This window comes from Limnohabitans sp., assembly GCF_038134685.1.
GTDB lineage: Bacteria > Pseudomonadota > Gammaproteobacteria > Burkholderiales > Burkholderiaceae_C > Limnohabitans_A.
Map to the genome: position 1 here is coordinate 11,504 of NZ_JAYPVP010000026.1, position 13,740 is coordinate 25,243.

The 13,740-nt window shown below is 59.6% G+C and carries 13 protein-coding genes and 1 pseudogene; 5 read left to right on the forward strand and 9 right to left on the reverse strand.

From position 1 onward, the window contains the following. The 3 genes and pseudogenes from AAFM15_RS10215 to AAFM15_RS10225 all read right to left on the reverse strand — a co-directional run. Nucleotides 1–279 (reverse strand): annotated as a pseudogene (locus AAFM15_RS10215) (peptidase); the annotation flags it as partial. Continuing rightward, complete coding sequence (gene mutS, locus AAFM15_RS10220) at nucleotides 276–2,903, reverse strand: DNA mismatch repair protein MutS (protein WP_341686612.1); 2,628 nt, start codon at nucleotides 2,901–2,903, stop codon at nucleotides 276–278. The pseudogene AAFM15_RS10215 and the gene mutS, both read right to left, overlap by 4 nt. 21 nt (nucleotides 2,904–2,924) lie before the next feature. Then, the gene (locus tag AAFM15_RS10225; protein WP_341686613.1) at nucleotides 2,925–3,866 is read right to left on the reverse strand and encodes an inositol monophosphatase family protein; all 942 of its coding nucleotides are present in this window, start codon (nucleotides 3,864–3,866) and stop codon (nucleotides 2,925–2,927) included. 103 nt (nucleotides 3,867–3,969) lie between these two features. Here AAFM15_RS10225 and AAFM15_RS10230 point away from each other — a divergent pair, with 103 nt between their 5' ends. Further along, on the forward strand, nucleotides 3,970–4,692 hold the full coding sequence (locus AAFM15_RS10230; protein WP_341686614.1) for an RNA methyltransferase: 723 nt from the start codon (nucleotides 3,970–3,972) through the stop codon (nucleotides 4,690–4,692). A gap of 9 nt (nucleotides 4,693–4,701) precedes the next feature. Further along, nucleotides 4,702–5,469 carry a serine O-acetyltransferase gene (gene cysE, locus AAFM15_RS10235; protein ID WP_341686615.1) on the forward strand — a complete coding sequence of 256 codons (768 nt, stop codon included), beginning with the start codon at nucleotides 4,702–4,704 and terminating at the stop codon, nucleotides 5,467–5,469. Between the two features lie 6 nt (nucleotides 5,470–5,475). Here the strand turns inward: cysE and dnaG are convergent, their stop codons facing one another. The 6 genes from dnaG to AAFM15_RS10265 all read right to left on the reverse strand — a co-directional run bounded on the left by dnaG (nucleotide 5,476) and on the right by AAFM15_RS10265 (nucleotide 11,852). Continuing rightward, nucleotides 5,476–7,422: a DNA primase gene (gene dnaG, locus AAFM15_RS10240; protein ID WP_341686616.1), complete on the reverse strand. Its 1,947-nt coding sequence runs from the start codon at nucleotides 7,420–7,422 to the stop codon at nucleotides 5,476–5,478. Between the two features lie 50 nt (nucleotides 7,423–7,472). Continuing rightward, nucleotides 7,473–8,033, reverse strand: coding sequence for an NUDIX hydrolase (locus AAFM15_RS10245; RefSeq protein WP_341686617.1), 561 nt, complete (start codon nucleotides 8,031–8,033; stop codon nucleotides 7,473–7,475). After that, on the reverse strand, nucleotides 8,030–9,352 hold the full coding sequence (locus AAFM15_RS10250; RefSeq protein WP_341686618.1) for a TRAP transporter large permease: 1,323 nt from the start codon (nucleotides 9,350–9,352) through the stop codon (nucleotides 8,030–8,032). The genes AAFM15_RS10245 and AAFM15_RS10250 overlap by 4 nt, the downstream gene beginning before the upstream one ends. Then, nucleotides 9,349–9,870 (reverse strand): TRAP transporter small permease, encoded by a 522-nt coding sequence (locus AAFM15_RS10255; RefSeq protein ID WP_341686619.1) that lies wholly within the window; start codon nucleotides 9,868–9,870, stop codon nucleotides 9,349–9,351. The genes AAFM15_RS10250 and AAFM15_RS10255 overlap by 4 nt, the downstream gene beginning before the upstream one ends. 82 nt (nucleotides 9,871–9,952) lie before the next feature. After that, nucleotides 9,953–10,990 carry a TRAP transporter substrate-binding protein gene (locus AAFM15_RS10260; RefSeq protein ID WP_341686620.1) on the reverse strand — a complete coding sequence of 346 codons (1,038 nt, stop codon included), beginning with the start codon at nucleotides 10,988–10,990 and terminating at the stop codon, nucleotides 9,953–9,955. A gap of 163 nt (nucleotides 10,991–11,153) precedes the next feature. Next, nucleotides 11,154–11,852 carry a fumarylacetoacetate hydrolase family protein gene (locus tag AAFM15_RS10265; protein ID WP_341686621.1) on the reverse strand — a complete coding sequence of 233 codons (699 nt, stop codon included), beginning with the start codon at nucleotides 11,850–11,852 and terminating at the stop codon, nucleotides 11,154–11,156. Nucleotides 11,853–11,957: 105 nt separating this feature from the next. Between AAFM15_RS10265 and AAFM15_RS10270 the strand changes: the two genes are divergently transcribed. From AAFM15_RS10270 to AAFM15_RS10280, 3 genes are all read left to right on the forward strand, one after another. Beyond that, on the forward strand, nucleotides 11,958–12,398 hold the full coding sequence (locus AAFM15_RS10270) for a MarR family transcriptional regulator (protein WP_341686622.1): 441 nt from the start codon (nucleotides 11,958–11,960) through the stop codon (nucleotides 12,396–12,398). A 91-nt stretch (nucleotides 12,399–12,489) separates the two neighbouring features. Beyond that, complete coding sequence (locus tag AAFM15_RS10275; protein WP_341686624.1) at nucleotides 12,490–13,329, forward strand: GNAT family N-acyltransferase; 840 nt, start codon at nucleotides 12,490–12,492, stop codon at nucleotides 13,327–13,329. 5 nt (nucleotides 13,330–13,334) lie between these two features. After that, a partial coding sequence (locus AAFM15_RS10280) for a metallophosphoesterase (RefSeq protein ID WP_341686623.1) occupies nucleotides 13,335–13,740 on the forward strand: 406 nt, incomplete at its 3' end.

The window sequence follows — 13,740 nt, forward strand, 5'->3', positions numbered from 1 at the left end:
GCCCAGGACGCGGCAGGCGTCGAACATGCTGGTGGCGTTCCAGATGGTCAGGGGCTCGTCCTGACCGGGTTCCACCAGTTTTTCGATTTGCAACACCTCGCGCACCGACTGCGAAATGCTCAGGTTGCCAGCCGACAGCAGCGTCATGAAGCGCTCGCCGGGTTTCTCGTAAATGATCATCTTGCGGAAGGTGCTGATCTGGTCCAGACCCGCATTGGTGCGGGAGTCAGACAGGAACACCAGGCCGGCGCGGGTTTTGATGGCAACGCAGTAGGTCATGTTGATTTCTTGGGCAGCAGACGCTGCAAACTGTACAGGGCATCGAGCGCTTCACGTGGGCTCAATGCGTCGGGGTTGATCTGGGCCAAAGCGGCTTCCACAGCGGTAGGGCCAGTGACTTCGGCTTCCGGTGGCGGTGCGAACAGGTCCACTTGGGCGCGGGCGTCTTGCGCGCCGGATTCGAGCGCTTGCAGGGCATGACGGGCGTGGTTGAGCACAGCCGCAGGCATGCCTGCCAGGCGGGCGACTTGCACGCCGTAGCTGCGGCTGGCGGGACCGGGCTGGATTTCGTGCAAAAACACGATGTCGCTGCCCGACTCGGCGGCGCTCACATGCATGTTGACGGCGGCGGTGTGCGTGGCCGGGAACTCGGTCAGCTCGAAGTAGTGCGTGGCAAACAGGCCAAAGCACTGCACCTTGTTGTGGAGGTGGGTGGCGATGCCGCTGGCCAGCGCCAGGCCGTCAAAGGTGGAGGTGCCGCGCCCGATCTCGTCCATCAGCACCAGACTGTGGGGCGTGGCGCTGTGCAAAATCTGCGCGGCTTCAGTCATCTCCAGCATGAAGGTCGATTGGGCGTTGGCCAGGTCGTCGGCCGCACCGATGCGGGTGTGGATCGCGTCGATGGGGCCCAGGCGGCAGCGGCTGGCGGGCACATGGCTTCCGATGCTGGCCAGTAGCACGATCAGTGCCACCTGCCTCATATAAGTCGATTTACCGCCCATGTTGGGGCCGGTGATGATCTGCAGCCGCTGTCGCGGTCCCATCACCGTGTCGTTGGCGATGAAGCTGCCGCCCGAGAGTTCTGCCAGACGCGCTTCGACCACCGGGTGGCGACCAGCGCGGATGTCGATGCAGGGCTCGCGGGTGAACTCGGGCGCGCACCAGTTCAGGGTGATGGCGCGCTCGCTCAAGGTGCACAGCGCGTCCAGCCCGGCCATGGCCTGGGCCAGGGCGGTGAGGGCGGGCACAAAGCTCTGCAGCTGGTCGAGCAGGCCTTCGTAGAGCCACTTCTCGCGGGACAGCGCCCGCTCCTGCGCCGACAGGGCCTTGTCTTCAAAGGCCTTGAGTTCGGGGGTGATGAAGCGCTCGGCGTTTTTCAGGGTCTGGCGGCGGCGGTAGTCGTCGGGCACTTTGTCCAGCTGGCCTTGCGTGACCTCGATGTAAAAGCCGTGCACCTTGTTGAACTGCACGCGCAGATTGGCGATGCCCGTGCGGGCCCTTTCTCGGGTTTCCAGTTCCAGCAAAAAATCGTCGCAGTTGGTCTGGATGGCGCGCAGTTCGTCCAGCTCGGCGTCCAGCCCCGGGGCGATCACGCCGCCGTCGCGCACCAGCGCGGCGGGTTCTTCGAGCAGGGATTGCGCCAGCAAGGTCTCACAACCAACGGGTGGCGTGAGCCAACGGGCCAGGCGAGCCAGAAGCGTGCCTTCAGTGGGCACCAGCGCTTGCAACGTTTGCGCCAGGTGGTTGGCCCGTTGCAATGCAAAGCGCAGCGCCACCAGTTCACGTGGGCGTACCTGGCGCAGCGCGGTGCGGGCGGTGATGCGCTCGACATCGCTGGCCCCCTTGAACTGTTCGCGCAAGGTGTTCCAGGCGCCGCTGGTCTGCAACTGCGCCATTGCGGCCAGCCGCTCTTGCGCCTGGGCGCGGTCGCGATGGGGGCTGAGCAACCAGCCCTTGAGCATGCGGCTGCCCATGCCGGTCATGCAGGTGTCCAGCAGCGAAAACAGGGTGGGTGAGTCTTCGCCGCGCAGGGTTTGCACCAACTCCAGATTACGACGGGTGGCAGGCGGCAGGTCGATCAGCGTGTCCGAGCGCTGCACGCGGATGCTCTGCACATGTGGCAGGTTGCGGCCCTGGGTGTGTTCGGCGTAGGTCAAAAGCGCACTGGCGGCTGCGTGGGCGTCGTGCAAGGTGTCGGCGTTCCAGGCGGCGAGACTTGCGGCCTGCATTTGCTCTTGCAGCTTGCGCTGGCCCAGGCCGGCGTCGAACTGGAAGTCGGGGCGCAGCGCCAGCGACAGGCCCGCACCCCGGTGCTGGGCGCGGATCTGGCGCAGGCGCTCTTCAAAGGTCTGGGTCATGCCCGCACTGGCCAGCAGTTCGGCCGGGGCGATACGGTCGATCCAGTCGGCCAGCTCGTCGTGGGTGCATTCGGCAAGATGCACAACGCCTTGCGTGACACTCAGCCACGCGAGGCCACAGCGGGCTTTTTTGCCCTGGTGCACGGCCAGCAGCAGGGCTTCGGATTTCTCGCTCAGCAGTTCGCTGTCAGTCAGCGTGCCGGGGGTGACCACGCGCACCACCTTGCGCTCCACCGGGCCTTTGGAGGTGGCCACATCGCCGACTTGCTCGCAGATGGCGACCGATTCGCCCAGCTTGATCAAACGGGCCAGATAACCTTCGACCGAGTGAAAGGGCACACCGGCCATGACCACCGGTTGCCCGGCCGATTGGCCACGCTGGGTGATGGTGATGTCGAGCAGGCGCGAGGCTTTTTCGGCATCGCCGTAAAACAGCTCGTAGAAATCGCCCATCCGGTAAAAGACGAGCGTTTCAGGAAACTCCGCCTTGATGGCCAGGTACTGGGCCATCATGGGGGTGTGGGCGCTGACGGGGGTGCTGCTCATGCCGGGCGCTGTGGGCTTGATTTAGAAGGGGGCTTGATCGCCTGCTTCGCTGGACTCAGCGTTGGTTTCTGCGGCTTCTTCGCTGCCATCGTCCGAGCGCTTGAGTGCGCCGAGTTTACGAGAAGACTCGCGCACGGTGGCTTTGTCGCCTGCACCGGCAAACTTGCTGTGTTTGCTCAAAATGGTGACCAGCTGGCCGTAGATGCGCGGCGTGCCGGCCAGCATTTCGCGCTGCTCCAAGAAGTCGGATTCGCCAGTGAAGTTGCCCACCAGACCTCCGGCTTCAGTGACCAGCAGTGAGCCGGCAGCCACGTCCCAGGGGGAAAGACCGGTTTCAAAGAAGCCTTCGGTAAAGCCAGCGGCCACGTAGGCCAGATCCAGCGCAGCAGAACCGGGGCGGCGCAGGCCGGCGGTTTTTTGCATCACATCGCCCATCATCACCAGGTACTGGTTGAAGTTGTCGCCCTTGCGGAAAGGGAAGCCGGTGGAGATCAGCGATTCCTGCAGGCGTACGCGCTTGCTCACGCGGATACGGCGCTCGTTGAGGAAGGCGCCACGGCCTCGGGTGGCGGTGAACAGGTCGTTGCGGGAGGGGTCGTACACCACGGCCTGCTCGATGCGGCCGCGCACTTGCAGTGCGATGCTGACGCAGTACACCGGGAAGCCGTGAATGAAGTTGGTGGTGCCGTCCAGCGGATCAATGATCCAGATGTGGTCGGCGTTGGGGTTGCCGTGCTGGCTGCCGGACTCTTCGGCCAAGATGCCGTGGTCGGGGTAAGCCGTCAGGAGGGTGTCGATGATGGCCGCCTCACTCGCATGGTCCACTTCGGTCACGAAGTCGTTGACCTGCTTTTGCGAAATGCGCACGGCTTCGACGTCGAGCGCAGCGCGGTTGATGATGGCGCCAGCGGCGCGTGCGGCCTTGATGGCCACGTTCAGCATGGGGTGGAGTGAGGAGGACATGAATTGTTAAGAACCGTTGAATGCTGAAGCACGATCACGTCAGCGATGGACTGATTTTCTCATGAATCGACTGTCTGCGCATTCCCGGTGGGAAAATCGCGCCATGCGTACACGATTCATCCTGATAGATACCAGCCATGCGGGCAATGTGGGCGCGGCCGCCCGTGCCATGAAAGTCATGGGTTTTGACGATCTGGTGCTGGTCAATCCCCGTTGGTCCAATGTGCTGCGCAAAGAGGAAACCATCCAGCGTGCCAGTGGCGCCAACGACGTTCTGGACAAAGCACGAGTGGTCAGCAGTCTGGATGAAGCCCTTGAAGGGGTCACCCATTTGTGCGCTACAGCCATGACGCCGCGCGACTTTGGTCCACCCACGCGCAGCCCTCGTGCGCACTTTGAGCTGGTGGACACAAGCGAAGGCTGTATCGGCTTCCTGTTCGGTTCCGAGCGCTTTGGCATGAAAAACGAGGACGTGTACCGCTGCCATGTGGCGCTGTCCATTCCCACCGCGCCCGACTTTGGCTCATTGAACCTGGGTGCTGCGATCCAGGTCATTGCCTACGAGTGGCGCCAGGTCTTGGGGGGCTTTGGTGTGCAGCCCGCTACAGCAGAACCCCAAGCGGCGGATGCCCAGCAAGTGGCGGGCATGTTGACGCATTGGGAACAGGCCCTGACCGAGATTGGTTTTTTGGACCCTGCAGCACCCAAAAAGCTGATGCCGCGTCTGAACCAGTTGTTCAACCGTGCAGGCGTTCAGCAAGAAGAAATCCACATTCTGCGCGGGGTGGCCAAGGCCATGATCGAGGCCGCTCGCGACAAGCGCTAGACTACAAACATGTTTGCCCGACTCCGATCCGATATCCAGTGCATTCTTGAGCGCGACCCGGCTGCCCGCAGCACCTGGGAAGTGCTGACTTGCTACCCCGGCTTGCACGCCTTGGTGCTGCATCGGCTGGCGCATGCCTGCTGGACGCTTGGTTTCAAATGGCTCGGACGTTTTGTCTCGCACATTTCTCGCTGGCTGACCGGTATCGAAATTCACCCCGGCGCCAAGATTGGTGAGCGGGTGTTTTTTGACCATGCCATGGGCGTAGTCGTGGGTGAGACCGCCGAAATTGGTGATGGTTGCACTATTTATCAGGGTGTGACCTTGGGCGGCACCTCGCTGTACAAGGGCACCAAGCGCCATCCGACACTGGGCAAGAACGTGGTGGTCAGTGCAGGCGCCAAGGTCCTGGGTGGCTTTGAGGTGGGAGATAACGCCAAGATCGGCAGTAATGCGGTGGTCATCAAGCCTGTTCCTGCGGGTGCCACGGCGGTGGGTATTCCTGCGCGCATCATTCCGTCCAAATCGGGCGAGAGCGCAGATGTGACCGATGCACAGCCCAAATTCAATGCTTATGGCATTACGCAGGAAGACGATCCTCTGTCGCAAGCCATGCGCGGCTTGATCGACAACGCAGCATCGCAAGAGCATCAAATCGCGTTGCTGTGGCAAGCCCTGGAGCAATTGGGCTGCGCCCAAAAAGTGAAGGTACCGGGTGAAGCGCACACCCACGAGACCTTTGAAGCCAGCAAGCTCAACGATCTGGTGGGTAAGTAAGCGGCCTTAACTTGCGGCGATGCTGGTGGTCTGCGCCATCAGTTCGCGGCGCCGTTCGTGCAGGCTGCGCCAACGTGCCAGCGCCTCGGGGTCTTGCGCAATCTGGGCTTGCTCCAAGGCCTCGGTCTCCAGCTGTTTGAGCCGGTCGATGTGCATCAGATTGAGCAGGCGACGCAGCTCCTGCTGCGCTTCTTGGGGCACGATGGCTTCTGATACATCGGCGGGCAGGCTGGCCGCCTGTGCCCAAGTTTGGGCCGTCTCGGCAAAGGGCTGATCCTGCATCAATTCCAGCAAGGCGGACACCCCCAAGGGGCCATGCTCATGGAATTGCGTCTCCATCCAGGCAAACAAGGAGCCATGAGGGTCGGGCAGTGCGCACAGCATGGCTTGGTCTTCGCTGGCCAGGCCGTCCCACAAGGACATATTGGTCAACAGCAATCGCGCGGCATGGTCGGCGCGGCTGGCGGGCAGGCTTCTGGGGCCGCTGGGGCGCCAGGGCGTGGCCGGTTTGCTGAAAGGCTTGTTGCCCCAGGGCTTGCGTGGTTTGCCGCTGGGGTAACTTTGTGTGGGCGCCGTGTAATGGTGCACCTCCATGCCTGCGTGCTCTTGTGCATGTGGCTCCGGGGTGGCTTGCGGCGCAGATGCACCATTGCGCTGCAGTTGCTGGCGCCAGAGTTTGTCCAGCTCCTCGGTGGGCAGTTGAATGTGCTGTGCCAGTTCGGCCAGCAGTTGGCGCTTAAGAGCGCCGTCGGGTAACAGGGCCCACAATGGACGCGCCTGGCTGGACAGGCGAGCACGGCCCTCGGCGGTGCGCAGGTCGCAGTCCGCGCTGGCGGCCTCGACCAGAAAGCGTGACAAGGGTTCGGCCTGACGGATTTGTTCGGCAAAGCCCTCGCGGCCATGGGCGCGGATGTAGCTGTCCGGGTCGTGCTCGGCAGGCAGGAACAAAAATTTGATGCTGCGCGTATCTGTGGCGTAGGGCAGTGCGCCTTCCAGGGCCTTCCGTGCGGCCCGGCGGCCAGCGGCGTCGCCGTCAAAACTGAAGACCACCGCATCGGTGAACTTGAAGAGCTTTTGCACATGGTCGGGCGTGCAGGCGGTGCCCAGTGTAGCTACGGCATTGGGAAAGCCCAATTGCGCCAGAGCAACCACATCCATATAGCCTTCCGTCACCAGCACGTAGCCGGCGCTGTGCAGGGCTTCGCGTGCTTCAAACAAGCCGTACAGCTCACGACCTTTGTGGAAGACGGGGGTTTCGGGTGAGTTCAGGTATTTGGGTGTGCCATCGCCCAGCACGCGGCCGCCAAAGCCAATGCATTCGCCTTTGACGTTGCGGATGGGGAACATGATGCGGTCGCGAAAGCGGTCGTAGCGTTTGTCGTCATCGCCTTGAATGACCAGACCGCTTTCGGCCAACAAGGGGTCGTCGTATTTGGGGAACACGCTGGCCAGGTTGCGCCAACCGTCTGGCGCGTAGCCCAGGCCAAAGCGCTTGGCAATCTGGCCCGACAGGCCTCGGCCTTTCAAGTAGGCCACTGCACGCGGGGTTTCCTTGAGGTGTTTGCGCCAGGACTCGCCCGCTTTTTCCAGAATGTCGGTCAGGGTGTCCTGGCGTGCTTTTTGGGCGGCAGCGCGGGCGCGCTCTTCGGGCGATTGCTGTTCGTCGGGCACTTGCATGCCCACTTGTTGGGCCAGGTCTTTGACAGCCTCGACAAAGGTCATGCCGGTGTGCTCCATCAGGAAGCCGATGGCATTACCGTTCTTGCCGCAACCAAAGCAGTGGAAAAATTGTTTGCTGGGGCTGACGGTGAAGCTGGGGGATTTTTCGCCATGGAAAGGGCACAAGCCCATGAAGTTGGCCCCGCCCTTTTTGAGTTGCACATACTTGCCCACCACATCGACCACATCGATGCGGGCTAAGAGCTCTTGAATGAAGGACTGGGGAATGGCCACGGCTTATTTTCCCCGATCTGCGTGGGTTGCAAGCTGCCTGGTGTGCAATATCAGCTCAAGGAAAAGTGGTGCGTGTTGCGCTGCTGGCGGTCCAGATCATCGAAGAAGCGTTCCAAAGTAGCACGTACAGTCTGAAAGGCCAGCTCGTCCCAGGGAATGTCATGGCGGCTGAACAGGCGTGCTTCCAGGGTTTCGTGACCGGGATCAAAGATGTCTGAAGTCAGTCGAGCACGAAAGTACATGTGAACCTGACTGACTTTGGGCACGCTGATGACCGTGATCAGGTCTTCCATTTCGAACTGAGCGCCTGCTTCTTCCATGGTTTCGCGGGCAGCGCCTTCTTGCACAGTTTCGCCCAGCTCCATGAAGCCGGCAGGTAGCGTCCATTTGCCCCACCGCGGTTCAATATTGCGCTTGCAAAGCAACACCCGCCCCTCAAGATGGGGGATAGTGCCCACCACATTCAAGGGGTTTTGGTAGTGGATGGTTTTGCAGCTGGCGCTGGTACAAATGGCGCGTTCACGCGTGTCGCCATCGTCGGGCAAAGCCTGTGCGGTAGGCGCACCGCACGAGCGGCAAAACCGGATCGCAGGGTGCGCTGCTGAACTCATTTGAGCATCTGAAGGGCTATCAGGGCCATACTTGGGAAGAACACCAGTGCCACGATACGCAAGATGTCAGAGGCCAGGAAGGGCATCACGTACTTGAATGTCTCCTTCATGGGCACGTTTTTGGCCATGCTGTTGATGATGAAGACGTTCATGCCCACAGGGGGTGTGATCAGGCCGATTTCCACGACCATCAAAGCCAGAATACCAAACCAGATGGCTTTGGATTCAGCATCCATGCCCCAGATGTCAATGCCCATGATGATGGGGAAGAACACCGGAATGGTCAGCAGCAGCATCGACAAGCTGTCCATGATGCACCCCAGGAACAGGTAAATGATGATGATGGCAAACACCACCATCAGGGGCGGCCAGTTCATCGACACCACCCACTTGGCCAATTCGGTATTGATCTGAGTCAGCGCCAGAAACACGTTGAGTACGTCTGCGCCGAGCAGAATCAAAAAGATCATGCCTGTCGCAGCGGCGGCGCCATACATGCACTCCATGAAACCCTTGCCACGCAGGCCACCGGATGTCCAGGCCACAAAAGCCGTGGCCACGGTGCCAATGGAGGCAGCCTCAGTCGGGGTGAAGAAGCCACCGTAGATGCCGCCAATGACAACAGCAAAAATCAGCAGCACTGGCCAGGTCTCAAGCAGGGCTGTCAAGCGCTGGCTCCAGGTGTAGCGATCGCCACGTGGTGCATCCATGGGTTTGACGCGAGCAATGATGCCGATGACCAGCATGTAACCCATGGCGGCAATGATGCCTGGAATGAAGGCTGCAACAAACAATTTGGCGATGTTCTGTTCCGTCATGATCGCGTAGATCACCAAGGGAACGGACGGAGGAATCAAAATGCCCAGCGTGCCGCCTGCTGCAATCACCGCTGTGGACAGACGCTCGGAGTAGGCATGCGCCTTGAGCTCGGGCAAAGCCACTTGACCCATGGTGGCTGCCGTGGCCAGCGAGGAGCCGCAAATCGCACCAAAGCCAGCACAGGCCGTGACACCGGCCATCGCCATGCCGCCGCGCCAGTGGCCAATAAAGGCGTTACCTGCCTTGAACAAGGCGCGGGAGAGTCCACCATGGGTAGCGAACTGACCCATCAGCAAAAACAAGGGCACCACTGACAGGTCGTAGACCGAGTAACGCGCATAGGCTGCTGTCTTGAAATAGTTGAGCATAGGTGCCAGACCGGCTACAGCGGTGTAGCCAATCGAGCCGGCCAGCAACATGGCAATGCCGATATGAACGCGCAAAGCGAGCAAGGCCAACAGCAGCACGAAGACGAGGACGCCCCATTCAATTCCGGTCATGCTTGCTCTCCTCGTTCGGGGTGGGTGATGGCGTACAGCGCTGTGGCGCACAGCACAGCGAACGCTGCAGCGATAGGACCATAAGTCCACCAGGTCGGGATTTCGAGCAGCATGGATGCATCACCCGTGCTTTTGAGATCAATCAGACCACGCAAAGTGTTCCAGCACAGTACGGCGGAAAACACGGCAATCAAAAGTTGGGCAACGCCATCGAGCCAGCGGTTGAGGCTGGCGGAGGCTTTGGCCGTGAAGAAGTCCACGATCACATGGCCTTTGACCCAATTGGCGTAGGGCAAAGACAGGCTGACTGCAATCGCACTGAACATCTGTACCAGTTCGTAGTCCCCAAGCAGAGGGGCATCGAAGAAAGATCGCCCGACAATGCTGCGAAGCGACATCAGTGCCATGGCAATGAGGGACAGGCCCGAAGCGACGGCCATCGCTTTGCTGGTTTTGTCGAGTAGCCAACCTGCACCCGTATAAGTGCGGTTGTCTTCAGAAAGGATGAGGTCTGCCACGGAGCGCTTTCAGCTTTTATGATGAGGTACCAGCATTAAAAGTTTGGGGGCACGAGGCCCCCAAACTCATGGGACAGCTATTTTATTTGCTGTACTTGTCGATCAGCGCCAGGGCATCGGCCAGCATGGCCTTGCCGTCCATGCCGCGCTTGTTCATGTCTGCCACCCAGGCATCGTCAAGAGATTCCGAGGCTTTCTTCCAGCGCTCGAGCTCGGAGGCCGGAATCTGGCTGATTTTGTAGCCGGGGGTGGCTTCAAACACTTTTTTGGCTCCGACGTCAGCGCCTTCTTGCTGGGAACCCAGAGTTGCAGAGGTTTCGCGGCCAGAGTTCTTGTCGATCACGGCTTTCAGGTCGGCGGGCAGGGAGTCGTACTTGGCCTTGTTCATGGGCATCACAAACACGGTGGTGTACAGCGCCTTGTACTTGCGGTCTGGCTCGGCCACGAACTTGGTCAGCTCTTGAACCTTCAGGCCAGGAGCAACTTCGTAGGGAATCACGGCGCCATCGATCACGCCCTTGGACAGGGCTTCAGGCACTGCAGGCACGGGCATGCCCACGGGCGTGGCACCCATCATGCCCAGCATTTTTGCGATGGTGGCGGTTGGGCCGCGCAGCTTCATGCCTTTGAGGTCTTCGAGCTTGGTGATTTGCTTGTCGCGGGTGTAAATATTGCCTGGGCCGTGTACGTGGATGGCCAGCAGTTTGACGTCCTTGAATTCGTCCTGGGCGTACTTCTGAGCGAAATCCCAGGCCGCACGGCTGGTGGCGCCGGCATTGGTCATCATGAAAGGCAGTTCAAACACTTGCGACTTGGAAAAGCGACCGGCAGAGTAGCCAGCCACGGTCCAGACCACATCGGCCACGCCATCCTTGGCCTGGTCGAACAGCTGAGGGGGGGTGCCGCCAAGCTGCATCGAAGGGTAGATCTGGCACTGCAGACGGTTCTTGGAGTCCTTGGCAATCGCATCGCACCAGCCATTGAGCATGACTGCTTGCTGCGTTGATTGCGGGCCCAGGAAGTGGTGCACCTTCAGGATGATGGGATCTGCCGCTTGGGCACTGAGGCTGGCACCGGCCAAGGCTGCTGCAGCGACTGTCAATTTCAGGATGTGCTTCATTCATGTCTCCTCATGGTTGCACACATTGTTAACCAACCGGTCGGTTGGTTTTAAGGCTTGTGTCTAAACTGGGCCTCGGGAAAATGCATTATGTTGCAGACTGGACGTGTTCTCAATGCTTGTGCATCAGGGTTTGCACGGGTATGGCCACACATCTGATATATCAAGCTGCGATGGCAATCCGCAAACTGGGCAATCCGGTGATATGAGCGGTCATCTCGTCTCCAGGCACAACCGCGCCGACGCCCTCCGGGGTTCCAGTAAAAATCAGATCGCCGGGCATCAATGTCCAGGCTCTGGACAGGTGTGCGATGGTTTCCGGTATGTTCCAGATCAGCTTGTTGATCTGGCTGTGCTGGCGGGTGATGCCGTTGACCTCGAGCTTGATTTCGGCCTGAGTGATCCCGGCAAGCTGTGATGCTTGCACAATCGGACCGATGGGGGCTGAATGGTCGAAAGCCTTGCCGATGCACCAGGGACGGCCCTGTTTTTTCATCTCGGCCTGCAAGTCCCTTCGGGTCATGTCCAGGCCTACTGCGTAACCGTAGACATGGCTCAAGGCTTGGTCGACAGGAATGTCGCGTCCGCCCTGACCAATCGCTACGACCAGCTCGACCTCGTGATGCAGGTCCTGTGTCAGGGGTGGATAAGGCATGGTGCCGGTCTGGTCCGTGGGAACCACCACCAACGCATCCGCAGGTTTGAGAAAGAAAAAGGGAGGCTCGCGCCCAGTGAAACCCATTTCCTTGGCATGTTCGGCGTAGTTGCGGCCTACGCAATACACGCGATGAACCGGGAAACGATGCGCTTGGTTGGTGATGGGCAGACTGACGAGGGGTGAGGGATCAAACGCGTAACTCATGATTCATGCTTTTGCTCAGTGAAAACTCAGTATGCCACCTCATGAGCGCAAAAAGGTGGCTGACACAGGGAGGTTTTCCCTTGGGCGCGGTACGATCACAGCACTATGACCAAAAGCTACGATTTCGCTCAGGCTCCAGGGCATCTGATTCGACGTGCTCAACAAATTGCAGTGGCCTTGTTTGCACAAGAAGCAGCTGGCGTGGAGGACATCACACCGGTTCAGTTCTCGATTTTGAACGCCCTCATGGATCAGCCGGGAGTCGATCAGGTCACGCTTGCCGCTGCGGTGGCTTTTGATCCGGCCACGTTTGGCTCAGTCATTACCCGCCTGGAGGCCAAAGCATGGGTGAGACGCGAAGCGGATGTAAACGACCGTCGTCGCAAGCTTCTGTTCATCACTGAAAAAGGCATCCAGGCGGTACAGGAGCTCAAACCCGTGGTGGTCAAAGTTCAGAAAAAAATCATGGGACCCTTGTCTGCGACGGAGCAAAAGCAGCTGGTCGAGCTGATGGTCAAACTGGTGCGAGGGCATGAGCGGGGCTAGCAAGGCATCGTCATGAAAGTTTCACGAAATCTGCACAAATTCGTCATGAACGCTGTGCACCATGCATGCATCAAACAAAGGATGCATGACCATGAAAGAGCTGCCCAACCCCACCTTGTCTTTGTCCCCCGTCAGTCCGCTTGCACGGAGGTCACTTCATCGCGGTGATCAGCCTTCATCCTCACCGCTGGCTGCGTCCGCTGCTACAGCCCAAATCAAGGTTTCCTGGGCGCACCACCTCGATGAAGTAAGGCAAGCACAGCGTTTGCGCTACCAGGTGTTTGCGCAGGAAATGGGCGCACGCTTGTCGAGCAAGCTGGCTGACCACGATGTGGACCTGTTTGATGATTACTGCGAACACCTCTTGGTGCGTGATGGCCAGACCGATCAGGTCATTGGTACCTATCGGGTGCTTACGCCTGAGCAGGCCAAGCGTGCGGGATGTTTCTACAGTGACACCGAATTCGACTTGACCCGCCTGCGTTCCGTGCGTTCGCGCATGGTGGAGCTGGGGCGCAGCTGTGTGCATCCGGATCATCGGCATGGTGGCGTGATCATGGCTTTATGGGGTGCGTTGGCTGAATTCATGTTCCGCAACCAGCTCGACATCATGGTGGGTTGCGCCAGCATTCCCATGCTGCACAACGGTGTGGTGTCTGGCGATGTGGCTGCCAGCATTTGGCGTCAAGTACAGGAAAAGCATATGGCTCCCTTTGAGTTCCATGTGCGTCCACGTTTGCCTTTGCCTGTGGAGGAGTTTGACCAGCATTTGCAGGTGGAGCCGCCAGCGCTGATCAAGGGTTATCTGCGCCTGGGTGCCAAGGTGTTGGGTGCACCGGCCTGGGACCCGGATTTCAACACGGCAGATTTGCCGATGATGATGCGCATCGAAGACTTGCCTGCGCGGTATCGGAAACATTTCCTGGGATAAGCGGGATGAGCAATCAGCTTGTAGATGAATCTATCAAGCCTGCAGTACGAGCCATCTTCATTTCGGATTTGCACATCGGTACGCCCGGTTTTCAGGCCGCAGCTTTGTTGGACTTTTTACGAAACCATCCCAGCGAAAAGTTGTACCTGGTCGGAGACATCGTGGATGGTTGGGCTTTGCGCAGACGGTGGCATTGGCCACAAGCACACAACGATGTGATCCAGAAGCTGCTTCGCAGGGTTCGCAAGGGTTGTCATGTCATCTACATTCCGGGCAATCACGACGAGTTTGCACGCCACTTTGTAGGCCATGCCTTCGGGGGTATTGAGGTAGTGCGTGAGGCCGAGCACATCACCCAGGACGGCAAACGTTTGTGGGTGATTCATGGCGATGATTTCGATAGCGTCATCC